Origin of the sequence: Methylobacterium sp. (assembly GCF_019750675.1) — a bacterium.
GTDB lineage: Bacteria > Pseudomonadota > Alphaproteobacteria > Rhizobiales > Beijerinckiaceae > Methylobacterium.
Genome location: NZ_JAIEOF010000293.1, coordinates 1 through 13,713 on the forward strand (window position 1 = coordinate 1; position 13,713 = coordinate 13,713).

11 protein-coding genes and 1 tRNA gene are annotated in these 13,713 nt (G+C 69.3%); 4 read left to right on the top strand and 8 right to left on the bottom strand.

Features of this window, described 5'->3' with window-relative positions:
• Positions 1 to 213: 213 nt before the first annotated feature.
• The 4 genes from K2X24_RS15270 to K2X24_RS15285 all read right to left on the bottom strand — a co-directional run bounded on the left by K2X24_RS15270 (position 214) and on the right by K2X24_RS15285 (position 6,966).
• Complete coding sequence (locus K2X24_RS15270) at positions 214 to 1,872, bottom strand: porin (protein ID WP_292499225.1); 1,659 nt, start codon at positions 1,870 to 1,872, stop codon at positions 214 to 216.
• 886 nt (positions 1,873 to 2,758) lie between these two features.
• The gene (gene eda, locus K2X24_RS15275) at positions 2,759 to 3,376 is read right to left on the bottom strand and encodes a bifunctional 4-hydroxy-2-oxoglutarate aldolase/2-dehydro-3-deoxy-phosphogluconate aldolase (RefSeq protein WP_292499226.1); all 618 of its coding nucleotides are present in this window, start codon (positions 3,374 to 3,376) and stop codon (positions 2,759 to 2,761) included.
• A 31-nt stretch (positions 3,377 to 3,407) separates the two neighbouring features.
• Positions 3,408 to 5,231, bottom strand: coding sequence for a phosphogluconate dehydratase (gene edd, locus K2X24_RS15280; RefSeq protein ID WP_292499227.1), 1,824 nt, complete (start codon positions 5,229 to 5,231; stop codon positions 3,408 to 3,410).
• Positions 5,232 to 5,487: 256 nt separating this feature from the next.
• Positions 5,488 to 6,966: a SulP family inorganic anion transporter gene (locus tag K2X24_RS15285; RefSeq protein ID WP_292499228.1), complete on the bottom strand. Its 1,479-nt coding sequence runs from the start codon at positions 6,964 to 6,966 to the stop codon at positions 5,488 to 5,490.
• Between the two features lie 369 nt (positions 6,967 to 7,335).
• On the opposite strand from K2X24_RS15285, the gene K2X24_RS15290 reads away from it, so the two are divergent.
• Entirely contained in the window at positions 7,336 to 8,595 is a 1,260-nt protein-coding gene (locus K2X24_RS15290; RefSeq protein WP_292499229.1) for a diguanylate cyclase, read from the top strand.
• Here K2X24_RS15290 and K2X24_RS15295 read toward each other — a convergent pair.
• A complete protein-coding gene (locus K2X24_RS15295) occupies positions 8,580 to 9,539 on the bottom strand; it encodes a helix-turn-helix domain-containing protein (protein ID WP_292499230.1) in 960 nt (319 codons plus the stop codon). The genes K2X24_RS15290 and K2X24_RS15295 overlap by 16 nt on opposite strands.
• A 317-nt stretch (positions 9,540 to 9,856) precedes the next feature.
• Between K2X24_RS15295 and K2X24_RS15300 the strand changes: the two genes are divergently transcribed.
• Complete coding sequence (locus K2X24_RS15300) at positions 9,857 to 10,258, top strand: helix-turn-helix transcriptional regulator (protein ID WP_292499231.1); 402 nt, start codon at positions 9,857 to 9,859, stop codon at positions 10,256 to 10,258.
• 57 nt (positions 10,259 to 10,315) lie between these two features.
• On the opposite strand, the gene K2X24_RS15305 is transcribed toward K2X24_RS15300, so the two are convergent.
• From K2X24_RS15305 to K2X24_RS15315, 3 genes are all read right to left on the bottom strand, one after another.
• Positions 10,316 to 10,401 (bottom strand) — tRNA-Leu (locus K2X24_RS15305).
• Positions 10,402 to 10,438: 37 nt separating this feature from the next.
• Positions 10,439 to 11,629 carry an FAD-dependent monooxygenase gene (locus K2X24_RS15310; RefSeq protein WP_292499232.1) on the bottom strand — a complete coding sequence of 397 codons (1,191 nt, stop codon included), beginning with the start codon at positions 11,627 to 11,629 and terminating at the stop codon, positions 10,439 to 10,441.
• 22 nt (positions 11,630 to 11,651) lie between these two features.
• Positions 11,652 to 11,906 (bottom strand): zinc-finger domain-containing protein, encoded by a 255-nt coding sequence (locus K2X24_RS15315; protein ID WP_238278713.1) that lies wholly within the window; start codon positions 11,904 to 11,906, stop codon positions 11,652 to 11,654.
• A 197-nt stretch (positions 11,907 to 12,103) separates the two neighbouring features.
• Between K2X24_RS15315 and map the strand changes: the two genes are divergently transcribed.
• Both map and radC read left to right on the top strand, forming a co-directional pair.
• Positions 12,104 to 12,934: a type I methionyl aminopeptidase gene (gene map, locus K2X24_RS15320; protein WP_292499233.1), complete on the top strand. Its 831-nt coding sequence runs from the start codon at positions 12,104 to 12,106 to the stop codon at positions 12,932 to 12,934.
• 12 nt (positions 12,935 to 12,946) lie between these two features.
• Positions 12,947 to 13,672, top strand: coding sequence for a DNA repair protein RadC (gene radC / locus K2X24_RS15325; protein ID WP_292499234.1), 726 nt, complete (start codon positions 12,947 to 12,949; stop codon positions 13,670 to 13,672).
• Positions 13,673 to 13,713: the final 41 nt, after the last annotated feature.

Sequence of the window (13,713 nt, forward strand, 5' to 3'; positions counted from 1 at the left end):
TGGAAGTGCCCTCCCCCCAGGCAAGGGGTATGCCGCGCGGGCCATGCCGCATGCAGCGCCGCCCCCGGGACGATCCCCTCCCCCCGCGCTGCGGCGAGCCGATACGCAAAAAGGCCCGACTTTTCAGCCGGGCCAGTCCGCATGTCTCGAAGAAATCGGGCTTTGAACGATCCGGGCTCGAAGGCGAGCCCGGATCGCTCGTGGTGTTTGGGCTTAGAAGTCGCGCTGGACGCGGGCGCGCAGCTGGAAGGTGTCCGAGGCGGTGACCGTCCGGAGGCTGGTGGCCTGGGCCGCCGTGAGGGCGTTCACCTGGGCCGCCGTCAGCGTGCCGTTGTTGAACTGATCGATGACGCGACCGTTCTGGACGCCGACCTTGGTGTAGAAGCCCTCGAGACCGATATCGAGGTCCTTCACGGGCGACCAGATGATGCTGCCGCCTGCGACGAACTGGTAGTTGTCGCGCAGGGCCGGGCTGAGAGCGAAGGCACGCGAGCCCGGCGCGCCGATGAACGCAGCGGAGTTCACACCCGGCGCGAAGGCCGAGCCGGCATAGGCGGCGGCGTTGGCTTCACGCGCGCCACGAGCGAAGGACATCTCGCCGTAGCTGCCGAACACGGCCGAGCGCCACTCGGGAGCCCAGTAGTGCAGGAACGAACCGACCACCGTCCAGCTGGTGGAGAGGTCGATCTTGCCCGTGATCGGGTTCAGCGTGGCATCCGACATGTAGGGATCGAACGCAGCGCCGTTGATGATGCTGACCGAACGCGCGTAGCTGCCGTTGTACGAGGAGTAGCCGGTGTAGAGGGTCGCGCCCTCGCCGTAGGCGCCCTGCAGGTACAGGGTGTCGCCGGGGGCGATGAAGGGCATGTTGATCTTCACGCCACCCTGGACGGCCCAACCGTACTCGCTGGAGACGCGGGCACCGGGACCGACGATGCCGGGAGCGAAGAAGTTGTTCTGGAGGCCGACGATGCCGGCGACGTTGGCGCTGCCCGTGCCGATGACGTTGCTGGTGTTCAGCTCCTTGACGGCGGCGGAGAGCTGGGCCGAACCCCAGGCGGCGTCGTAGCGGAGCACGCCGACGAAGTCGGGCATACGGTTGCGCTGCGAGACTTCGATCTGCTGGAAGGTCGGAACGCCGAGGGCGTTCGTCGACAGCAGGACGCGGGAGAGGGCACCGGCAGCGGTGGATTCCTGCGAGTTGATCGTGTTGCGGCGGAAGGACGGATCTTCGAGCGAGACCGTGGCCGACAGGCCGCCGTCGCCGAGCTTGCTCGTGTAGGCGAGCAGGTTGGTCGACTGCAGGTCCGAGTTGGCAGTGGCGCCGGCGAACTCGAAGTCGTGGGCGTAGAAGTCGAAGAACGAGGAGGCGCGACCGGCGGTGAGGCCGGCGAACTGGATGAACGCCTTGTCGGTGTTCACGAACTGCTGGACGCGTCCGCCCTGGTCCTGGCCGGTGGCGGCGAAGGCGTTGCCGATGCGCTCCTGGGTGCCCGAGCGCAGACCGCCGGTGGCGCCGGTGCGCGAGGCGAACTGGAGACGCACGAAGGCGCGCAGGGTGCCGTAGCCGGTCTGGGTGCGGGCGTCGACGTTGATGCGGGCGAGGCCGATGTAGCCGGTGGTGTCACCCGCCGAACCGTTGTTGGAGCGGGCGTCGGTCGGCTGGTAGCCGACGTCGAGGCGGGCGCGGCCCGAGAGACGAATGCAGGTATCCGTGCCGGGGATGTAGAAGAAGCCGGCGCCGTAGGCGGAGCAGACGCGGACGTACTCGATCGGCGCAGCCTTCTTGACCGGAAGGTCGGCTGCCTGTGCTCCGGCGACCGCAGCAAACCCTGCTGCGGAGGCGAGAAGCGAGCTCTTCAAGAGCTTCATTGATATCTCCAAAAGCTTCGAGACCCGAGGGAAGGCATACTGCGCCCGAGATCTTCGAGGACCTCGATATCGCGTCACCCTTTGTTTTTGAATGACCGAGCGTTGACCGCTGGAAATTGCATCTCTGCCCTGGCGTTGCCCCCAGTGCGAAAACACTCTGTGCGAGCGGGTTAACGGCGGCAACTCGGAATCGTGATCGGGGTGGCGGTTCCCCGATGCTGTTGCTGCCGTGCAACGTTGCACAGGTGGCTAAGTGCCTGTCCGAGAGGCACGTTTCGGCCCGCCGGCCCGATGTCGGCCGCCCTGGCGCGTCGGCCAAGTCATAGGAAATACGGAATAATCCATGATTCACGACACATTCCTGACCTGTGCTCAGGGAATGAGCCGTGCCGAAGCGTGCCCCATGGACCTGCGCGCACGCCGTCTGACGCTGGTATGCCAATCTGTGGAGAACCGCGTCCGCCGACGCGCCGCGTGATCGAATCAGGGGGCCGCCGGGGACATGGGCGGACCTTGCGCGCGCCGGGGAGGCCGCGTTGCGGCGTCTCGCGGCGGCGCCGTCTCGCGAAGTCCAGTCAGTCCTGGAGCCCGATTCTCTGGACGTTGGTGTGGAGATCGTCGGAGATCGGCACATCCAGCGCAGTTCGCGCGATTCGGCCGGGCGCTGGAAAGTGACGGTGACGAGGCAATTGCGTTGCGGGTCGTCCTCGCGGACCATCAGCCCGCAGGAGGCGAAGGAAAAGCGGCGTGCTGTAGGCCTCGGCGATGAGCATGACCGCGAAGGCGCAGGGCATCGTCGCGCCGTCGTGCTCGGACGCGTCGTCCATCGCCGGCCACGACCGAACGCGGCGGCGGCCGGCGGGGACCGGGCCTACGCCCGGGCGCCTCAGGCGGGACGCAGGCGGCTCGCCGCCTCGGCCGCACGCCGGATCAGCGCCGCGTCCGGCGCGCCGGGCGGGACGACCCAGCTCCCGCCGACGCACAGGACCGGCTTCAGGGCAAGCCAGTCCGGCGCCGTCGCCTCGGAGATGCCGCCGGTCGGGCAGAAGCGGACCTGGCCGAAGGGGCCCGCCAGGGCCTTCAGGGCCTTGATGCCGCCGGCCGCCTCGGCGGGAAAGAACTTGAAGCGGTCGAGGCCGTGGTCGAGGCCGCGCATGATGTCGGCGGCGTTGGCGACCCCCGGCAGGTAGGGGATGCCGCGCGCGATCGCCGCCTTGGTGAGGGGGTCGGTCAGGCCGGGGCTGACGATGAAGGTCGCCCCCGCCTCCATCGCGGCGTCGAGGTCCCGCGCGTTGAGCACAGTCCCAGCTCCCACCACGGCGCCCTCCACCCGCGCCATCGCGCGGATGACGTCGAGGGCGGCCGGCGTGCGCAGGGTGACCTCCAGCGCCGTCAGCCCGCCCGCCACCAGGGCGGCGGCGATGGGCTCGGCCTGGGCGACGTCCTCCACCACGAGGACGGGAATGACGGGAACGGAGCGCATCAGCGCGTCGATGGAGGTCATGGGCAGTCTCCTTCGGATCGGGGGGCGGATGTCAGAGACCGGCGGCTGCCAGCATGGCCGAGGCGCCCTGCTCCGCCCCGTCGGCTCCGTGCCGCATGAAGGCGAAGAGCTCGCGGCCGGTGCCGAAGGCCGGGGGCGGGGCCGTGGCGTCGTCGCGGCGCGCCCACTCGGCCGCGTCGACCAGGGCCTCCAGGGTCCCCTCCTCGGCGCTGAGGCGAACGACGTCGCCGTCGCGCAGCTTCGCCAGGGGACCACCACCGAGGGCCTCGGGGCTGAGGTGGATGGCGGCCGGGACCTTGCCGGAGGCGCCCGACATGCGGCCGTCGGTGACGAGGGCGACGCGGAAGCCGCGATCCTGCAGCACGCCGAGTTGCGGCGTCAGCTTGTGGAGTTCCGGCATCCCGTTGGCCCGCGGCCCCTGGAAGCGTACCACCACCACCACGTCGCGCTCCAGTTCGCCCGCCTTGAAGGCCGCCATGACGTCGTCCTGGTCGTCGAAGACGCGGGCCGGCGCTTCGACCGTCCAGCGCGCGGGATCGACAGCGCTGGTCTTGAAGGTGGCGCGCCCGAGATTGCCCTTGACCAGGCGCATGCCGCCATCGGGCTGGAAGGCGTTGGCGGGGGTGCGCAGGATGCTCTCGTCGTGCGAGCGCTCGGGAGCGTCCTCGAAGACGAGCGCGTCGTCGATCAGCTTCGGGTCGCGGGCGTGGTCGCGCAGGCGCGTGCCCGCCACGGTGAGGATGTCGTCGTGGAGCAGGCCGGCATCGATCAGGCTGGCGATGACGTAGGACATGCCGCCGGCCGCGTGGAAGTGGTTCACGTCGCCCGAGCCGTTCGGATAGACCTTGGCCACCTGGGGCACGACGGCCGAGAGCCGGTCGAAATCCGCCCAGTCGAGGACGATGCCGGCCGCCCGCGCGATGGCCGGCAGGTGGATGGCGTGGTTGGTGGAGCCGCCCGTGGCCAGGAGCCCGACGACCGCGTTCACGATCGCCTTCTCGTCGACGCAGTGGCCCAGCGGCCGGTAGTCGTTGCCGTTGGCGCCGATCTCGGACAGGCGGTGCACCGCCGCGCGGGTCACGGCCTGGCGCAGCTTCGTGCCCGGATTGATGAAGGAGGCGCCGGGCATGTGCAGGCCCATCACGTCCATCATCATCTGGTTGGAGTTGGCGGTGCCGTAGAAGGTGCAGGTGCCGGCCCCGTGATAGGAGGCGGATTCCGATTCCAGAAGCTCGTCGCGCCCGACCTTGCCCTCGGCATAGAGCTGGCGGATGCGCTGCTTCTCCTTGTTGGCCAGCCCCGAGGGCATCGGGCCCGCCGGGATCAGGATCATCGGCAGGTGCCCGAAGCGCAGCGCGCCGATGAGCAGGCCCGGCACGATCTTGTCGCAGATGCCGAGGAGCGCCGCGCCGTCGAACATGCCGTGGCTGAGGGCGACCGCCGTGGAGAGCGCGATGGTGTCGCGGGAGAACAGCGACAACTCCATGCCGCGCTGGCCTTGCGTGACGCCGTCGCACATCGCCGGCACGCCGCCCGCCACCTGCGCGGTGGCGCCGACCTCGCGGGCGAACAGCTTCATCTGCTCGGGGTAGCGGCCGTAGGGCTGGTGCGCCGAGAGCATGTCGTTGTAGGCGGTGACGATGGCCATGTTCATGGCCCGGCCGGACTTGATCACGGCCTTGTCCTCGCCGGACGCCGCGAAGCCGTGCGCGAGGTTTCCGCAATTCAGCATCGGGCGATGGACGCCGGATTCCTTCTCGCGGGCGATCAGGTCGAGATAGGCCTTTCGCGTCCGCGCCGAGCGCTCGACGATGCGAGCCGTGACGGCGGCGATCTCGGGGTGAAGCGCGCTCATGGCCAATCTCTCCTCGCGTCGGCGCGGCGGCCGCCCGCCCCGATACGGGGCGAGCGCCGGCCGTGCCTCTCTTTCGTAGCGCAGGCGCATGACGATTGCGCGCCCGAGCCCTGATCTCGGCCGGACACGCGGGCCGTCAATGGCCCCGCGCCCGCAACCCTGGCTCGCAGTCCTGCAGATCCGAATCCTGCAGATCCGAGTCCTGCAGATCCCAGGCCAGCGGATCGCGGGCCGGATCCGATCCCGCGCCGTTTCCCTAATGCCCGCCGGGCGCCAGGGCCATGCCGGGCTTCTGGTGCGTGCCCAGGCGTTCGACCATCGAGGCGGTGGCGGGGTTCATGCCGGTGATCTCCACCGGGACGCCGTGGTGGCGGAACTTGAGCACCACCCGGTCGAGGGCGTTCACCCCCGTGATGTCCCAGAAATGGGCCGCGTTCAGGTCGATCACGATGCCGGTCAGCCCCGCCTCGCGGAAATCGAAGGCGTCGTGGAAGGCCTGCCCCGTGGCGAAGAAGATCTGCCCCGTGATGCGGTAGGTCCGGAGCGTGCCGTCGCGCTGCGATGTCACCGCGAAGAAGCGCGTCACCTTGTGGGCGAAGAACAAGCCGCTCAGGACGACGCCGAACAGCACGCCCTTGGCCAGATCGTGCGTGGCCACCACCACCGCCACCGTGCCGAGCATGACCACGCTCGAACTCTTCGGGTTCGTCAGCAGGGTGCGCACCGAGTTCCACTGGAAGGTGTTGATCGAGACCATGATCATCACCGCCACCAGGGCCGCCATCGGGATCTGCGCCACGTAGGGCCCGAGCGCGACGATGAGGAACAGCAGGAAGGCGCCCGCCCACAGGGTCGAGAGGCGTCCACGCCCGCCGGAGGAGACGTTGATCACCGACTGGCCGATCATCGCGCAGCCGGCCATGCCGCCGAAGAGACCCGCGCCGATATTGGCGAGCCCCTGGCCGGCGCATTCGCGGTTCTTGTTCGAGCCGGTATCGGTCATCTCGTCGAGGATCGCCGCCGTCATCAGGCTCTCGAGGAGGCCGACCATGGTGAGCGTCAGCGCGTAGGGCAGGATGATCCGCAGGGTCTCGAGGGTGAGGGGCACCTGCGGCAGGGCGAAGGCCGGCAGTTCGGTGGGCAGCGCGCCCATGTCGCCGACCTTGTGGATCGGCAGGCCGAGCGCCATCGAGGCGCCCGTGAGGAGGACGATGGTGACGAGGGGCGAGGGTACCGCCTTCGTGAGGTAGGGCAGCCCGTAGATCAGCACGAGGCCGAGCGCCGTCATTCCGTAGACGATGCTCCCCTGCCCGATCAGTTCGGGCATCTGGGCGAGAAAGATGAGGATCGCGAGGGCGTTGACGAAGCCGGTCACCACCGAGCGCGAAACGAAGCGCATGAGGTTGCCGAGCCGCAGCGCTCCGGCCACGATCTGGAACACGCCCGTCAGCAGGGTCGCGGCGAAGAGGTAGCCGAGCCCGTGCTCCTTGACCAGGCTGACCATGACGAGGGCCATCGCCCCGGTGGCGGCGGAGATCATTGCGGGCCGCCCACCCGCGAAGGCGGTGATCACCGCGATGCAGAAGGAGGCGTAGAGGCCGACCTTCGGATCGACCCCCGCGATGAGGGAGAAGGCGATCGCCTCCGGAATGAGCGCGAGGGCGACCACGGTGCCGGCGAGGATCTCGCGCGTGATATCGGGAGCCCACTCGCTCCGCAGATTCGTGACTGTCATGGGATGTGTCGATCCAGTCGTCCCGGCGCGCGAAGCGCTGGCGGGGACAGGAATGGGAAGCGGCGGCCGCCGCAACGGCGGCACCGGAATCGGAACGGGGAGTGTCTTCTCGGAGAGCGGCGGCTACGGCGGCGTCGGCCGTGCGTACAATCTGGCTCGATCCTTCAGCATGCCTTCTCTTAGCAGGATCAGGCGGCCTTGCAACGTCGGGCCGGTCTTCGTGAGACGGCTCGCGGCTCGATCCGGGTCGGGACGATCAGGGACTTCCGATCCGCGATATGACGCGAAACAGCTCAAAGCCCGCGCGTTTTTACGATCCGAAAAGGATAGATTGCCTAAAACGAGACCTGTCATCTGGCGAAGGAACCGATGTCCGATCCGAACGAGAGCCTGATCGAGGCCGCCCGGCGCAGACCGTGGTTCCGCCTGCGTCTCCCGGGTGCCCTCGAGGCCGCGTTCCGTTCCACCACCCGGGTCTCCCCCGGCGGCTACCTCCAATCCTGGCTGCTCGTCTTCATCGCGTTCAACGTCCTCTCCCTCAAGATGGACTTCGACGTGTTCGGGGCCGAAGGCTTCGTGGTCCCGGCGTTCCTCACACTCGGGGTGTTCACACCGATCACCGTGGCGGGAATCCTCGCCCTTCACGGCTCGCCCAGCACGGACCGGCAGGCGACGGTGGTGATCGGGACGGCGCTCATCGACATGACGGTGGTGCTGACCAGCGCGCAGACCGCGCCGGTCGGCCACGCCGATTCGTACCGGATCCTCGCGGTGGTGGTCCCCCTCGTCGTCGGGATGATCGCGCCCCTGTCGTTCCGGCACTGCCTGATCTTCTGCGGCTCCGCCTTCGCCCTCTACGTGGGCTACGTGACCGCCTTCGTCCTGCCGCAGGATGCACCGACGGGGCTACCGCTGCTGATCGCCAGCCTCGTCCTCGTGCCGCTCAAACTCGCCTATTCGCGGGAATGGACGATGAAGGAGGCGTTCCTTCTGACCCTCGAGAAGGCACGCCGGGACACGGACCTCGCCGAGGCGAACGCGCGCCTGACCGTGCTGTCCGAGACCGACGCCCTCACGGGTCTGTCGAACCGGCGCTCCTTCACGGCGAACCTGCGCACGGACTGGCTCGGCGCTCTCGACGCCGGAGACTGGATCGCGGTGGCGCTGATCGACATCGACGCCTTCAAGCGCCTGAACGACACCGCAGGGCACCTCGAAGGCGACCTTTGCCTGCAGCGGGTGGCCGACGCCCTGCGGGAGACCGCCGAGGCCGAAGGCGCCCGCATCGCGCGCTATGGCGGGGAGGAATTCGGGGTCCAGATCCCATCCGCTGACCTGATTCGGGCTCGCGTGATCGGCGAGCGCCTGCGCGCGGCCGTCGCCGCGCTGGCGTATCCGCATCCGGGCCTGGGCCGGAGCGGGCACGTGACGGTGAGCGTCGGCATCGCCGCGGCCCACGGAAGCATCGCGGCCTTCGGGATCAGCGAGCGAGATCTCCTGAAGGCCGCCGACGACGCCCTCTACCGGGCCAAGCGCGGCGGGCGCGACCGCGTCGAGGGTGCCCTGCTCACCCTGGAATCCGCCAATTCCGATGGACGACCGACCCCCCTGCATCAGGACGCCGGCTGACCGGCGGCCTCCCGGTGCTCGCGCGGTGTCGTCGCGTATCGCGCCCGGAAGCGGCGCGAGAAATGGGCAGCACTCGTGAAACCGCAGCCATACGCGACGGTCCCGATCGTCAGGTGCCGGGTTCCGGGATCGGTCAGGCGTTCGGCGGCCACCTCCAGGCGGCGCTGCCAGATCCAGTCGGAAATGTGATGTCCCTGGGCGTGGAACAATTCCTGAAGGCGCCTCAACGAGACCCCGATCGCTTCGGCGAGCCGGCGCGGATCGAGGGTCGGGTCCCCGAGATGGGCCTCGATATAGGCCTTCGCCCGCTGGACCACGACCGTCCCGTGGAGCGGGCCGGGAACGTCGCGGGCGAGGCGGTCGGCGATGCTGGCGATGACGAGGTCGGTTGCGATGGTGGCCATCCGGGCGGCGCAATCCGGATCGAGCTGCCCGCCCAGACGAACGAGATCCCGGATGAACGCCGTCGCCAGCGCCGTCGCCGGCCGGTTCCCCTCGATCGTCAGGGCGGTGAACAGCCGGCTCGATCCGAGCATCACCTCCAGGCGCTCGCGCGGGACTTCGAGCACCAGCATCGCGTCCCCCCGGCCTGCGACGTGGAGGTTCGGCCTGCCGCCCAGCACCGTGATGTCGCCGGTCCGCTGGACGGCCTCACGATCGTCCTGTGCCGACATCGAAACGCCGGCCTGCTGGATCAGGACGAAGAGCGAACCGGGCTCGTCGCGCCGGCGAAGGGTGGCGGGCGTCACCCGACTCTGGACCGCGCTCTCGATAACCCGCGTCAACCGGAGCGGTCCGACGTCGAGGGCTTCGACCAATCCGTCGAACGGCTCCGCGCTGAGATGCGCCTGTTCGATCGGACCGACGCGCTCCTGGACGAAGTCCTGCCAGAGGCGGAAGCGATCCTTCCCCCTGAAGGCTGCGGTCGAAAAGATCGTCTGCACCGCTGGCTTGTCTCCTCGTAGAACGTGTCCTGCTCGATCCGACGTTGGCGCCTCGCCGAGGACCACCGCGCGACACGGACACCATCAGAGCGCGAATGTCCGGAATCCCTCGAGCAGAGGTGGCCGGCTGCACGCCTGGTCAACTGTTCGCGCGCTCTTGGTCAAGACAAGCGCATGGAGTCGGGAAGATCAACGTGTATCTTTTGTTTATCGCTTCCAGCAACCCTTGCACATGCAGCATCGGAAAGAACCCTAGTGCTCATATTGCGTCGCTCGGAAACGTCAAGAAATAAACTTAAAGTTGAAAACTTCGATCCTTGCTGGCTGTGATGGTTTTTTACCCGAACATTCCGACGTCGGGATCCGGACAGACGGGTCGAGCGGTCGAACCGAATGCGCCGCAGAACGCGAAGACGTGCGCTCGGGATCTGCCGCCGGAGCCTTCGCTTCCGACCGACTTCGAGGGGGTGGTCCTCGGTTGTCATCTGCGCGCCGCGCGCGCGCTCCTCGACTGGCCCATGCAAACCCTGGCCGGGTCCAGCGAACTCTCCATATCGACCGTCAAGCGCCTGGAGGACGGCGAGGACCCCCATCCCAGCCGCTCGCGCCGCAAGGCCATCGGCGCCCTTCATCGCGCCGGAATTCGCTTCCTCATGCTCAACGATGGCTCGGTGGCGGTGGCCAGGATCCCGGCCACCAAAATCCCGACCCTCGGTTGACGCGGCAGCCAATTCCGAGAGGGGTCGAGGAGCAGGCGCGAAGGTTGGGGAGCGCGCTGGTGCGGACGGCGGGACTCGAACCCGCACAGCCAAAGGCCGCAAGATTTTAAGTCTCGTGCGTCTACCGGTTTCGCCACGTCCGCTTACCCCGATCAGCGGTAGCGGGACGGGCCAAGGAGATCAAGGCGTCCAGCCGTACAGCCAGGCGTAGCGGCGGTTCATGCCATCCGGCCCGAGGCGGCGCATCACGGCGTCGCGCACGCGGCCGACGAGGGCGCCCGCGTGGTAGGTGCGTCCGTTGGCGCGGGCGGCCGCGCGCACGCGGGCGACGCGGGCGGTCCGGGCACGCCGATAGGCTTCCAGCGATGCGGGCAGATCGCGCGCGGAGCCCGCCGGCCCGAGGGCCATCGCCAGGACGGCGCTGTCCTCGATGGCGAGGGCCGCGCCCTGGGCCAGGAAGGGCAGGATCGGGTGGGCGGCATCGCCCAGGAGGGCGAGGCGCCCGCGCGCCATCACGCGCGCGGCGGGACGGTCCTCGAGCGACCAGACGAGCCAGGAGTCCGGCACCGCGAGCAGAGCCGCGAGGGGGGCGGCGGCATCCCGGAATCGGGCGCGCAGCACGGCGGGCTCGCCAAGCTGGCCCCAGCCCTCGCTTCCCGTACGCTCCGGAACGACCGCCACGACGTTGACGTGCTGGCCCCCGCGCAAGGGGTAGTGCACCACGTGGCGCCCCGGGCCGAGCCAAAGTCCGGTGGCCTCCGCGTCGAGCTCCGGCGGCATGGCCTCGCGGGGGACGATGGCCCGCCACGCCGCCGCGCGACAGGAGCGCAGCGGCTGTCCGTCGAGATGGGCGCGCAGGCGCGAACGGACGCCGTCCGCCCCGACGACGAGGTCGGCCGCGAAGGTCTCGGGCCGTCCACCGCTGGTGCTTTCCAGGGTCAGGTCGGCGCCGTCGGCCCGCTCGGCGTAGCCGGTCACGTCGCGGCCGACGAGGAGGCGGATGTTGGGGCGCCCGCGCACGGCGTCGAGGAGCAGGGTCTGAAGGTCCGCCCGGTGGATCACGTAGTAGGGCGCGCCGAAGATGTCGCGGTGGCTCTGTCCCAGCGCCACGCCGCCGATCGCCTGGCCGCCGCGCAACGACCGGACCACCACGCGCGGCGGCTCGCTCGCCGCCCGCCGCAGGGCCGCTCCGAGGCCGAGCCCGATGAGAACCCGGCTCGCGTTCGGCGAGACCTGGATGCCGGCCCCGACCTCGCTGAAGCCGGTGCGCCGCTCGATCAGCGTGACCGCATGGCCGGCCCCGTCGAGGGCGAGCGCGGCCGTGAGACCGCCGATCCCGGCGCCCACGATGGCGATGTTCAGCCCCGGCACGGGGACGGTCCGCTCCAAGACGTCAGGCGGCGGCCGAGGCCTGGTTGTCCCAGACGCAGATCGCCGGATCCGCCGTCCCGGCCGCGAGGTTCGGCCGGTAGCGGAACAGCGTGGAGCAGTACTGGCAGATGGTCTCGTCGTCGGTGCCCATGTCGAGGAAGATGTGCGGATGGTCGAAGGGCGGCTTCGCGCCGATGCACATGAACTCCTTCGAGCCGACATGGATCACGGCCACGCCGGGGTCGTTGTGGAAATGCGGCACCGCCTTGTCAGCCATCGCCTCGTCCTGCCTGCCGGCCCGGGGGACATGCCGTCCGCGCGGGCTCCATGTGAAGGGTCTGCCGATCCCGTCTCTAGCGGCTCGCACGGCGCACGCCTAGTGCATCGCGGGAAGGCCGGCCGCAGGGTTGGCCTCATGCCCGCGCCACCGTACATAGGGATCGAGCCGCTCCGGCACCCGCACGAAATCCGCCCATGACCCAGACCGAACAGGCCGTCTCCGAGAGCGGCCGCCGCACGCCCCAGCCGCCGATCCACGGCCCGGAGGCTTTCGAGGGCATGCGCAAGGCGGGCCGGCTCACCGCCGAAGCCCTCGACGTCCTGATGGAGGCCACCGCCCCCGGCGTCACCACCGAGCACCTCGACAAGCTCGCCTACACCTTCGCCATGGATCACGGCGCCTACCCGGCCTCGCTGCTCTACCGCGGCTACCCGAAGTCGATCTGCACGTCGATCAACCACGTGGTCTGCCACGGCATTCCCAACGACAAGCCCCTGCGCGAGGGCGACATCGTCAACCTCGACATCTGCCTCATCGTCGACGGCTGGCACGGGGATTCGAGCCGCATGGCCTATGTGGGCGACGTGCCGCGCAAGGCCCAGCGCCTCTGCGAGATCACCCACGAGTGCCTGATGCGCGGCATCGCGGCGATCAAGCCCGGCGGCTCCACCACGGATATCGGCCGGGCGATCCAGGCCTACGCGGAGGCGGAGCGCTGCTCGGTGGTGCGCGACTTCTGCGGCCACGGCCTCGGGCGCAGCTACCACGACGCGCCGACCATCCTGCATTACGTCGAGCCGAGCTACGACGTGCGGTTCCAGCCCGGCCAGTTCTTCACCGTGGAGCCGATGATCAACCTCGGCCGTCCGGCGGTGAAGGTGCTCTCCGACGGCTGGACCGCGGTGACGCGGGACCGCTCGCTCTCGGCCCAGTTCGAGCACACCGTGGCGGTGACGGAGACGGGGGCCGAGATCTTCACCCTGTCGCCCAAGGGGCTGCACCAGCCGGTTCCCACGGCCGGCTGACGTCGCCCCCCCGTGAGCGTCCCGCCCCCGCCCCGTCCCGACCCTATCGACGGCGCGAAGGAGGCCGAGCCGCATTATCTCGGCCACCGCGACCGCCTGCGGGCCCGCTTCGCGCAGGCCGGTGCCGACGCCCTGCCGGACTACGAACTCCTCGAACTCGCGCTGTTCCGTGCGATTCCGCGCCGGGACGTGAAGCCGCTCGCCAAGGCCCTGATCCGGCGCTTCGGCAGCTTTGCCGAGGTGCTGAGCGCCGAACCCGCCCGACTTGCTGAAATCGAAGGCATCGGCGCCGGGGTCATCGCCGACCTGAAGCTCATCGAAGCGGCAGGTCACCGCCTGGCGCGGGGCGCCATCGCCGAGCGGCCCCTGCTCTCCTCCTGGAGCGCCGTGCTGGAATACTGCCGGGCCACCATGGCCTTCGCGCCCCGCGAGCAGTTCCGCGTGCTGTTCCTCGACCGGCGCAACCACCTCATCGCCGACGAGATCCAGGGGCGGGGGACCGTGGACCACACGCCCGTCTACCCGCGCGAGGTGGCGCGCCGGGCGCTGGAACTCTCCGCGACCGCGATCCTGCTCGCCCACAACCACCCGTCGGGCGATCCGACCCCCTCGGCGGCCGACATCCGGATGACCCGCGAGATCATCGGCGTGCTCGATCCCCTCGGGATCATCGTCCACGATCACATCATCCTGGGGCGTGAGGGACATGCCAGCTTCAAGGGCTTGAAGTTGATCTGATCGTGCTACGGTGCACGTCAGGGCGGTAGGGTTGCGACCGC